The organism is Ancylomarina longa (genome assembly GCF_003996985.1).
GTDB lineage: Bacteria > Bacteroidota > Bacteroidia > Bacteroidales > Marinifilaceae > Ancylomarina_A > Ancylomarina_A longa.
In genome coordinates this window covers 16,804-28,140 of the sequence record NZ_RJJX01000031.1, presented here as the reverse complement: position 1 = coordinate 28,140, position 11,337 = coordinate 16,804, and the positions used below count along the sequence as shown (strand labels likewise).

The window sequence follows — 11,337 nt, the reverse complement described above, 5'->3', positions numbered from 1 at the left end:
ACTAAAGCTTTCGTAAAACGAAAGATATTTAAAGAAGATGCCACTGTTCAAGCTGCTTAAAAACAACCCCTTTGTAGTATATATTAGCCACAAACATCTTATTTGCAATAAAAAATACAAATAAACCGAAACGTTTAGGACGATATTGGTTTCTAATTTAAAATTAAGAAAAAATGGTTTGATTATTTTTTTAAAATAATCATCAGACCACAAAATATAGTTTCCTGAATCTGTCTTATAACAATCCAGGTCTATATTAATAAATATTATTGAGAATTAATTTACATCTACCTAACGACCTAACTGTGTGATCAGTTAACCTCTGACTTAATTTACCTTGAAAAATATATCAAAAAATAAATAGGGTATTTTGCTTGTGAAGCATCCTATATATAGAAACGGAATAATACGATCGTTAATCCATAATTAATAAAATTATAAATTGTCTAACTAAATATATTGCCATGAAAACAAAATTTATATACCAATTCGCCATTCTTATCTCGGCATTCTTGTTTTTAGCTACCAGCAGTGCTTATTCTGCTGAAGGTAATCGAAAAAAGAAAAGAGAAAAGAATAAAGTTCAAATCGTAATTGACACCTTACAGTACAATGTGTACAAAGGTAAGATTCAGGACAAAGAGACTAAAGAACCTTTAATTTTTGCTAACATTAATGTAAAAGGAGTTAATGTTGCTACTGTTTCAAATAGCGAAGGTGAATTTCTTCTAAAAATAGCCAAAGATCTTCCCGTAAGTCAGATTGTGGTAAGTTATATTGGTTATAGAAATCTGGAAGTTGATATCAGTTCTTTAAAACCTAAAAGAAATCAATTGTTATTAGAATCGGTTTCTGTTCCATTAAACGAAATTAGCATTTATCCCCTGGATCCGGAATTCCTGGTTCGGAGTATATTAAGGAAAATTAACGAGAATTATTCGATTACTCCGAACATGATGCAAGGCTTCTATCGGGAAACAATTAAGAAGAACAGAACCTACGTTGCCATTTCCGAGGCTGTTGTCAACATTTACAAAGCAAGTTACAAACAATCCAAAAATGATCAGGTACAGATCTATAAAGGACGTAAAAGTCAGGATGTGAAAAAGATGGATACACTCCTTTTTAAATTACAAGGAGGACCAAATACGACACTATTACTTGATGTTGTGAAAAATCCTTATAATCTACTTTCTGAGGATTTTATTCAGAATTATGATTTTAAAATCAAAACCATTACAAAAATAAATAATAAGATCCATTACGTAATTGAATTTCATCAGAAAAAGGACATTGATTTACCTTTATATTACGGGTTACTTTACGTAGATGCAAATAATTTAGCATTGACTAGTGCCAAGTTTAGTATGAATCTTACCAATCAGGTAGAAGCAACAAAAATGTTTATCAAAAGAAAACCGGTTGGAGTGAAAGTTTTCCCTACTTCTGCTGATTATATCGTTAATTATCACGAAAATAATGGAAAATGGTATTTTAACTATGCCAGAGGAGAAATCAATTTTAAATGTAACTGGAAACGTAGACTTTTCAACACTAGCTACTCCGCAATGACAGAAATAGCAGTTACGGATAGGAATGATCAGAATATTGAACGATTTAAATCAAATGAAAAATTTAAATCCAATCAGGTAATGGTAGATGAAGTAAGCAATTTCGCTGATAAAAACTACTGGGGAGCTTACAATACAATTGAACCAGATCAATCCATTGAAGCTGCAATTCGCAAATTAAAGAGAAAAGCGAGATAATAGGACTCAAATTCATGGTAAAGACAGTTAAAATATTTAACACCTTTAACTCTTGAAAATTAAAAGAACCATTTATTTTAAATAGGGAAATAAATTAAAATGAATGGTTCTTTTTAAATGATTCAATTATTATTTCAAACCTTAAGCTAAATATCCTAAATTAGAAAACGTAAGAGTTTTGTAAAGAATAGGAAAATAAAATGCAGAAAGACAAGCATATAATTAATAAGATTCAAGAGGGAAATCTGGAAGAATTTGAAAATGTATTTCGATTATATTATCCCTTGCTTTGCCATTATGCATTGCAAATATTAAAGGAAGATAATTTAGCGGAAGAAATTGTTCAGGATTTATTCTGCCATTTATGGGAAAACAAACAAAATTTAAATATTCATACTTCTCTAAAAGCTTATTTGTATAAAGCAACCTATCAGAATAGCTTACAATATTTAAGGAAAAAAGCAATTCGAAAAGATTACAGAGAGTATGTTCAAAGAAATGGTAATATTCAATCTACAATACCAGTTTCAATTGAAGAACATGAAATACAAACTATTATAAAAAAAACACTTTTGAGCCTGCCTATTAGATGTAGTAAAATATTTAAAATGAGCAGATTTGAAGGTTTAAAATATCACGAAATAGCAGATAAATTATCTATTTCTGTTAAAACTGTAGAAGCGAATATGGGCAAAGCGCTCAAAGCTTTTCGAAAAAATTTAAAAGATTACGTTACATCAATTGTGCTTTAATACCGAGATGAAAGAAAAAAAATCATATAACATAGACTGGGAGAACATTTCAAAATACCTTAGTGGTGAAATGGAGGAGATGGAAAAAGTCACCTTTGAACAACTAATGGATTCTAATCCTGAATATGCTCAGGCCTTGGTATCAAGTAAGAAAGATTTGTATCAAATTGATAAAATTCATGAAATTCAAAATCATTTCAATACTGATTCGGCTTGGAGTAGTGTTAAATCCAGAATCGTTGACACAAAAAAATCGACAAAGGAAAATGAGGTTCCTGTGTTCTCAATGTCTAACTGGAAAAAGTTGTTACAGCTTGCAGCGATGTTTCTCCTTATCATTGGGCTTGGGTATGCATCCTTTCAGGTTTACACCCACAACTCTCTTTATCAAACTTTTGCTTCAAAAAGCAACGAAACCAGAAAAACTATTGTTCTTGCAGATGGTTCAAAAGTAACATTGAATGCAAATTCCAGATTGGTGTATCCAAAGGAATTTAGAGGAAAGGAAAGAAGGGTACAATTGAAAGGAGAAGCATTTTTTAATATATCCAAAAACCCAAATAAACCTTTCATCATTTCAGTTGAAAATGCTGAAATTAAAGTATTGGGAACATCATTTAGTGTGATGTCTAAGAGTGATCATGTAGAAGTTTTGGTGGAAACAGGAAAAGTTCAATTCGCAAGAACGAGTAATCCTGCTGAGAAATTAATTCTGGAGAAGGGTGATTTTGGAGTCTTGATGGATTCTTCGATACAAAAGACGAGCATGAAGGACGAAAATTATCTATCTTGGAAAACCAGAAAACTGGTATTTAAAAATATGCCATTAAAAGCTGTTTCGGAGGTAATTGATCGAACCTATCAGGTTCAGATTAGATTTGAGGATTCTGCAATCATGAAAAACAACATCAATACTTCTTTCGATGATACACCTTTGGATGATGTACTTGAAAATTTATGTCTTCCTTATCACTTGACTTATGAAAAAAATGGTAACCAAATTCTTATTCACAAAATAATGGAATAAATCATTCGCCAGATATTTATCATTTTAGCAACCAAACAATCAATATTTTTTAATATAAATTAGACTATGCATCCAATAATCCATAGCACTTACTCTTCAGTTATAAGATATCTAATTATCTTATTATTGAGTACTATTTCAAATGGATTATTTTCTCAGGAAAATATATTAAATAATCAAATCAGCATTCACTTATCTAATCTTACTATTGAATCTGCTCTGGATAGTATTGCTTTGAAAGAAAACATACACTTCACTTATCAGTCTGAAATTTTTTATGATAAAAAAAAGATGAGTATTATTGCTGAAAATGAAAAATTACTAGTGATTTTACGAAGATTAATTCCGGATACTACATTAGATTTTCAGGCATTAAACAGACATGTCATCATTGTTCCTGCGATATACAAAAAGACATCAAAGAATGAGAATATTATACCTTATCTCTCCTACCGCAAGGTAAATGGTAATATCAGCGATTATCATGGCAATAATGGTCTATCATATGCAAGTGTCGGAATTAAAGGTAAGCATGTTGGAACGATCAGTAATCAAGATGGTGATTTTTCAATTACCCTATCATCAAACAATATAAAAGACACACTTGTAGTTTCGTTTATTGGCTACAAAAATTATAAAATTCCTGTTTCTGAGATTTCAAATAAACCTCTAACCATCAAATTAAAGGAAGATATGGTTTCCTTACAAGAGGTAATTATTAGAAGTAATGATCCATTGTTACTCCTCAAGGCAGCCATCCGTAAATTCCCAATAAATTATCCTCAAAAGCCTACAAATATCACCTCTTTTTACCGAGAGTCTGTTTTAAAAAACAACAAGTATATGATTTATCTCGAATCGGTACTTGATATTTACAAAAATGCATATAAAGGAAATACAAACCTCGATCGGGTTAAAATATTCAAGAGTCGTAAGATATATGACATTTCGCGTTTAGATACGATTTCTTTTCGATTAAAAGGTGGAATTCAAGGTTGTCTTATGCTTGATATAGTGAAGTATCGTCCGGAGTTCATGAAAGAAGAATTTATGCACTTGTATCAATATCACCTAGATGATATTACTACTTATAACAACAAATCAGTTTATATTATTGGATTCCAACCAAAACCAGAAGTGGTGATTCCTCTGATGAAGGGAAGGATTTTTTTGGAAACCAATTCCCTTGCAATTGTACAAGCTGAATTTGGATATGAGCAAAACAAATTAAATGCTATAAAGAATCGTTTTATTGCAAAAGGAAATGCAAAAACAAAAGTTAAACCACTACTTGTCAATTATGTGGTAAATTATCGTAAAATTGACGGGAAATACTATCTTAATCATACGCTCGGAAATCTAAAATTTAAAGTCAAAAACAAAAAGAGATTGTTCTCTAAAAGTTTTTCTACCTCCTTTGAGATGGCAACCACAGATATTGACACCCTAAATGTTAGAAAATTTAAATTTCGCGAAACAATTACTCCAAGCACCATACTCTCCACCGAGGATTTGATTTATGATGCTACATTTTGGGGCGATCAAAACTTCATAAAACCAGAAGATAATATTCAACAAGCCATAAAACGTATTAGCAATAGTATGCAACAGGTTGCACTTGGCAAAATGGAAGATGAATAGAATTCGATTGTTATCTTTACTTTTCTTATAATAACTTCGGAAAAATTCCTTATTAAAAATCCATGAGTTGGACTTGTCCTGTATGCAATCGTATTTTATCCAGACCTAATCAGTATCATTTCTGTTTTATTACTGATAAAAACAGCCATTTGCAGAAAATGTCACTCCTATTCAGGAAGTTTTTGAATGTTTACTATCCTATCTTCTAAGGGATCAATCGAAAAATTTGGGGAGAATAATAAAGGCTTTGTCTTTACTGTCCTATTTAATAAGATAGGATCGACACCACACACTATGAAAGCCTGGTTCGCTTTTTATTACCTTCAGATTTACTGTAATCAGCAACTTTAAAGGAATTTTTACTGCTCCTTCCTTGTGCAGAAACAGCTCCAAGCATTTTGAGATCTCTTTTCCTTGTGCAGAAATAGCTCCAAGCATTTTGAGATCTCTTTTCCCTGTGCAGAAGCAGCTCCAAGCATTTTGAGATCCCTTTTCCTTGTACAGAAACAGCTCCAAGCATTTTGAGATCCCTTTTCCCTGTGCAGAAACAGCTCCAAGCATTTTGAGATCCCTTTTCCCTGTGCAGAAACAGCTCCAAGCATTTTGAGATCCCTTTTCCCTGTGCAGAAACAGCTCCAAGCATTTTGAGATCCCTTTTCCTTATGCGAGAATTGTTTTAGATGTATAGTTTTAATCGGTGGCAGAGAGCTGAATCACGAATTCCAATCATGATCATTCTTAGCGCATCCTGAATTATCTTGAAAACCGAACAACCAATGTTTTTCGCTGAATCTTTTAACGCCAAAATAAAAGCCTTTAGAGCTACGCTCAGAGGCGTGAGAGATATCCCTTTCTTTTTGTTCAGATTAGCTAATATCTATACCTGAAATTTTAATCCCCGGTAATTCGGCTTGATTCCTTCTAAGCTTTGAAAATATTGAGATTTTGTATCTTAAAACTTGTATTCAATTTAAGATCGGAGCTACATTTCTATCCATTTATCCTAAAAAAGATCAGCTGGAACTAGAATATCAACTTCAACGCGAAGATGATCAATTTCCGGTTTTTAAGTGCATTCGAATATCTAAAAATAGAGTTTTACACAAACTTGTGATCGGTGAAATTCATGAAATTGACAATCAACTTAAAAATTGGTTATCGGAAGCCTACAACACTATCAAGAAATGATCAAATCCATAAATTGCCTCGATACTCTTTGTTAATACATTTCTAGGTAATAAAAATACTTGCTTATCCGAACTCTTTTATACTTTTGCAAGCAATGCATTACTATTTTGTGATTTAATACTGTATGACAAAATCTATCAAGAAAATTATTCAGAATCTTTCCGGAATTTTTATTGGAGGCTTATTTCTCTACCTTACATTAAGAGAAAAACCTCTTGGACCAATATGGAAAAGCCTAGAAAACTCCGATTATTTTTTCATTCTTCTAAGCTTTGTTTGTCTCTTCATTATCTTTTATTTACGAGCCTTACGATGGAAATTATTAATTGAAGAATCAGGAAAAAAAGTAAGTACAGATAAAATATTGACATCGATTTTACTTGGATATTTTGTAAATAGTTTCACACCAAAATTAGGTGAAATCGTTCGATGTACCTCTCTTCAAAAAAATGCAAATGTGCCTGTTTCCACCTCTATGGGAAGTGTAATGGCTGAACGTGCCTACGATTTATTAGTATTGGCTGGAGGAATTATTACTATATTCTTTATAGAATTAGACCGACTTCAATCGCTTATTGATTCCACACTTGGAGGGATTTCACATGTTTACGGATATAAATATATTTATGCCCTTGCAGGAATTCTTTTAACGGTTCTTATTCTATTTCTGATAAGTCTTAAGAAATTAAAAAAATCTAAAAACTCTTTAGTAAAGAAGGTCGTAGGATTTCTACAGGAGATGTTTGAATCGCTAAGACACGGATTATTATTAAAAAAGCGAACAAAGTTTATCTTGCTCACCATCTCGATATGGCTAATGTTGGTTCTATTGAATTACATTTATTTATTGTGTTTACCTGCTACAGCAGAATATTCTATTCAGTTTGCTGTTGTTATATTATTTATTGGAGGTATTGGATGGGCTCTTCCTAGTCCTGGAGGAATCGGTACCACACATTTTTTTCTATTACAACTTTTTCTGGCATTTCATCTCGATTCAAATGCTGGAATAAGTTTTGGGATACTCTCTAACGGCCTTACCTTTGTAGGGACATTATTACTCGGTGCTTATGGCTATTTTAGATATAAAATTGAAACAAAAATTAGTTAACACGATTCTGGTGGTAAAACACAATTTCCCTCTATCTTTGTCAAAATAAAATGACCGAAAGAGGAGATTTATCTAATGAATAGTACACAATTATCCTCCTTTTCCAAAAAAAATTAAAATACATGAAATTTAGTCAATATAGTTTTTCCTCTGAAATTAAAAAAAACCTGGAAACTTTAGGTTTTAAGAGGCCTACAGACATTCAATATAAGGCCATTCCTCCAATTGTTAGAGGCGAAGATGTTCTGGCAATAGCACAAACAGGAACAGGAAAAACTGCTGCTTTTGCAATTCCTATTATTGATAAGCTGCACAAGAATAAAAAAAGTAAACGTAGCAACGGAATTAAATGTGTTGTCATGGTTCCAACCCGGGAATTAGCTATTCAAATTACAGAAGTGTTTCAGGAGATTGGAAAACATACCAAAGTAAATAGTTTTTGTGTATTTGGCGGTGTTGAACAAGGTCCGCAAATCTCAAAACTTCAGGAAGGTATTGATGTGTTAATCACCACACCGGGACGAATGTTTGACTTATGTAGTCAGGGATTTATCATTCTGGATCAGACCGATACTTTAGTTCTGGATGAAGCAGATCATATGTTAGACTTGGGATTTATTAAAGATATTCAAGACTTAATTCGATTTCTTCCCAAAACCAGACAAACATTATTTTTCTCAGCAACTATTACTCCAAAAATCAAAAAACTTGCTTATTCTTTAGTCCGAAAAGCTATCCGCATTCAAATATCTCCTAAAGATCCTGTTTCCAGAAATGTTTTGCATTCAGTTGCTTTTGTGGAAATGGATGATAAGCGCTTCTTTTTGGAACGAATGGTAAAAGAACATCCCGATAGTAAGATTCTTGTTTTCGTTCGCACAAAAGTTCGTGCTGAACGTGTGCACAAAGCAATGGAGCGGGTAGGAATTATCAGTCAGCTCATTCACGGTGACAGAGAACAAGCAGATAGACTAGTTGCATTGGAAGCTTTTAAGTCAGGTAAAGTAAAAATCCTTATCGCTACGGATGTGAGTGCTCGTGGAATTGATATTCCAAATGTTGACTATGTTGTAAACTATGATTTACCAGATGTTGCTGAAAATTATGTGCATCGGGTTGGTAGAACGGGACGTGGAGTCCAAAAAGGAATTGCGATTAGCTTCTGCTGTCCGGAATCGGAAAAAGAACTTCTAACAGAAATTGAAGATTATCTGGGAGGTGAAATCCAAGTAATGGATATTTCCTATGATGAGTACTCCGCAACTATAGATTTTTCAGAAGATTATTCCAAGAGTCTGAAAGAATTAATGGATGAAGCGGAAGATTACTTATCTGCACCCAAAAAGAAAAAACCAAGAAAGAAGAAAAAATAGACATTCAAAACTGAAATAAAAAATACAATAGCACAGATTTTAGATCATTCATTCGTTGATGACATCCCAATCAGCAAATAAGTGTTAATTGGTTATTATTTCGAAAAAGTATGCTCTGCAAGCCTGCAAAGTATACTTTTTTCAATTCTATTAAATTTCCACACTTGCATACTTTGTTAAATTAGGGAATCTCTGATTTGCCCACTTACAGACCTCATTCAACAGAACATGCAAGCTTACAGATCCTATTCGACCAGAAAAGTAAAATCTTCGTGCTTGAAGACTTGGCGAGAAGGAAATTTAGAGTAGCTTACCTACTTGCATGATGGGCTTAACCAACAAAAGTCTCGTAATTCATTATAATAGGATTCTCACTCCAAACTATTTTCTACTTGCTTGTACAGTTTACCTTAAATTAAACTTTATCAATTTTTGCTTTTAGTAAAAAATCGGAATATATTCGCTTTTCACTAATTAAAACACTTTCTCTTATGCATTCATTTATCTCGCCAGAAAATAATATGGTTATTTTTTTCGTGGTGGTTGGAGCGGCAGCTTTTGGAATTTACTCCGAACATAAAAAATGGTTCGGAAAATTGTCAGGAATTTTAGTCACCATGATTTCTATGTCACTTTTGGCGATGATTGGAATTGTTCCAGTAGCATCCAATTCAGCGGTACATGTTGACGTATACGATATGGTTTTTACCTATTTTATTCCAATTTCTATTCCCTTGCTATTATTTAGTTCTAATCTTCTAAAGATTATTAAAGAAAGTGGTAAATTACTATTGGCTTATATTTTGGGAGCAATTGGCATAGTATTAGGTTGTTTTCTTGCTTTCAGTTTAATACATCTAGGTCCCGATTCTGGGAAAACGGCTGGAGTAATAGCGGCAACACTTATTGGAGGAAGTGTTAATTTTATTGCTTCTGCAGAAGCACTTCATTTTAGCACCAATCCACTATTTACAGCGACAATTGCTGTTGATAATTTTGTTTCCAACCTATATACCTTATTTTTATTCTTAACTCCCTCCCTCCTTTTTCTTTCCAGATTTTTTGTAAAACCCAAAAAAGAGAATCAAATAGCTACAAATGAAGGTTCAGACAAGAAAAAATATCCCATGACCATGGAAAGAATTGCTGTAGCTGTTTTTATAGCTGCACTAATTGCAGGAAGCGGGAATTTAATTGCGCCATATTTGCAAAGTTTTTTCAAAACAGATTTAAATTTAAGCATACTTATAATTACAGTACTTGCAGTACTAGCGGCTAATATTTTCCCAAAACTTCTAAAACCTCTTGAAGATACAGCCTTTTCTATCGGACTGTGGATGATGTATGTCTTCTTAGCCGTTATTGGAGCAGCAACCAATATCCAGCAAATATTTAGTATTGGCCCGGCCGTATTAGGTTTTTACCTTACCATTATGGTATTTCACTTCCTATTCTTATTAGCACTTGCCAAATTATTTAAATTAGATGTATATGAGGTAGTTATTTCCTCTGCAGCAAATATTATGGGACCATCGGTGGCAGCACCAATGGCAGCATCAATGGGACAAAAAAAATTAGTAACTCCAGGAATTTTAGTTGGAATATTAGGATATGTAATTGGTACCTTTGTTGGTGTTTCTATTGCCTTATTTCTTAGCTGACAGATTCTGAAATTAACAATATATAATTAAAGCCAGAGCTTAATATTAAGCTTTGGCTTTTTCAATATATTCTAAATAAAAGTAAGAAAAGAGCTCCTGTTACTAAATTATAAATCATTTACTTCATTTTTAAGCATAACTCTTATGCGTAAATTTTAATATAGTAGGTTCAACGTAATTTTGAAAATCTTCATACGATAACATAATTAGTTCTGTATGAGTTCCTGCATTAAACACAATATCATCTCCTTCGACCAGACTTTCCGACACATACACTTCTAAATCATATAAATTCCCAAAAGGAGGCATTGCACCTACTTCGCATTGAGGAAATATATCTTTAAATTCATGTTCATAAGCTAATTCTACTTTCCTGCAACCAAGCATCTGCTTTAAAATATCAAAATCGATTACATAAGAGGCTGGCAAGACTGCCATCGCCATTCTAGCATCAATTTTAATCATTACGGTTTTTGCAAGCATTTTTCCAGGAATATGAGCTGTAGCTGCTATTTGTTGTGCAGTATATGCCGATGAATGCCGAATTGTAACATATTTAATGTGTCGTTCATCTAAATACTTTTTTAATTTTCGAATAGGCATAGTTTTTAAATCTTAAGTTTAAAATTTCACTCTGTATTTAAGGCTCTTGAGGCCTTTAATTGGATCATCCAATTGAGCTTATACCCTCTTTCCTTACTTTAATTCGTTGTGAATTCAGAACAGAATCTTTCTATAAAGTACAAAAAAAAAACAGGGAAGTAAAGGAATAAGTTGTATTGATAGTAAATCTAAACAAATGATTTATTGCAAGT

Annotated in this window: 10 protein-coding genes; 8 read left to right on the top strand and 2 right to left on the bottom strand. The window is 32.6% G+C overall.

Going from position 1 to position 11,337, the window contains the following annotated elements; all coding sequences use genetic code 11:
- The first annotated feature begins 464 nt into the window (after nt 1-464).
- The 4 genes from DLK05_RS15305 to DLK05_RS15290 all read left to right on the top strand — a co-directional run bounded on the left by DLK05_RS15305 (nt 465) and on the right by DLK05_RS15290 (nt 5,189).
- Nucleotides 465-1,769 (top strand): carboxypeptidase-like regulatory domain-containing protein, encoded by a 1,305-nt coding sequence (locus DLK05_RS15305; protein ID WP_127344883.1) that lies wholly within the window; start codon nt 465-467, stop codon nt 1,767-1,769.
- A gap of 200 nt (nt 1,770-1,969) precedes the next feature.
- Entirely contained in the window at nt 1,970-2,521 is a 552-nt protein-coding gene (locus DLK05_RS15300; RefSeq protein WP_127344882.1) for an RNA polymerase sigma-70 factor, read from the top strand.
- A 7-nt stretch (nt 2,522-2,528) separates the two neighbouring features.
- Nucleotides 2,529-3,548, top strand: a complete 1,020-nt coding sequence (locus DLK05_RS15295; RefSeq protein WP_127344881.1) for a FecR family protein — start codon at nt 2,529-2,531, stop codon at nt 3,546-3,548.
- A 126-nt stretch (nt 3,549-3,674) separates the two neighbouring features.
- Nucleotides 3,675-5,189: a carboxypeptidase-like regulatory domain-containing protein gene (locus DLK05_RS15290; RefSeq protein ID WP_209319910.1), complete on the top strand. Its 1,515-nt coding sequence runs from the start codon at nt 3,675-3,677 to the stop codon at nt 5,187-5,189.
- 292 nt (nt 5,190-5,481) lie between these two features.
- Here the strand turns inward: DLK05_RS15290 and DLK05_RS15285 are convergent, their stop codons facing one another.
- Complete coding sequence (locus tag DLK05_RS15285) at nt 5,482-5,832, bottom strand: hypothetical protein (RefSeq protein WP_127344879.1); 351 nt, start codon at nt 5,830-5,832, stop codon at nt 5,482-5,484.
- A gap of 302 nt (nt 5,833-6,134) precedes the next feature.
- Between DLK05_RS15285 and DLK05_RS15275 the strand changes: the two genes are divergently transcribed.
- From DLK05_RS15275 to DLK05_RS15260, 4 genes are all read left to right on the top strand, one after another.
- Nucleotides 6,135-6,377 carry a DUF5655 domain-containing protein gene (locus DLK05_RS15275; RefSeq protein WP_127344878.1) on the top strand — a complete coding sequence of 81 codons (243 nt, stop codon included), beginning with the start codon at nt 6,135-6,137 and terminating at the stop codon, nt 6,375-6,377.
- Nucleotides 6,378-6,501: 124 nt separating this feature from the next.
- The gene (locus DLK05_RS15270) at nt 6,502-7,488 is read left to right on the top strand and encodes a lysylphosphatidylglycerol synthase transmembrane domain-containing protein (protein WP_127344877.1); all 987 of its coding nucleotides are present in this window, start codon (nt 6,502-6,504) and stop codon (nt 7,486-7,488) included.
- 122 nt (nt 7,489-7,610) lie between these two features.
- Complete coding sequence (locus DLK05_RS15265; RefSeq protein ID WP_127344876.1) at nt 7,611-8,861, top strand: DEAD/DEAH box helicase; 1,251 nt, start codon at nt 7,611-7,613, stop codon at nt 8,859-8,861.
- A 491-nt stretch (nt 8,862-9,352) separates the two neighbouring features.
- Nucleotides 9,353-10,522, top strand: a complete 1,170-nt coding sequence (locus DLK05_RS15260) for a DUF819 family protein (RefSeq protein WP_127344875.1) — start codon at nt 9,353-9,355, stop codon at nt 10,520-10,522.
- Nucleotides 10,523-10,651: 129 nt separating this feature from the next.
- On the opposite strand, the gene DLK05_RS15255 is transcribed toward DLK05_RS15260, so the two are convergent.
- Nucleotides 10,652-11,125 (bottom strand): aminoacyl-tRNA deacylase, encoded by a 474-nt coding sequence (locus DLK05_RS15255; protein WP_127344874.1) that lies wholly within the window; start codon nt 11,123-11,125, stop codon nt 10,652-10,654.
- Between the last annotated feature and the right edge of the window lie 212 nt (nt 11,126-11,337).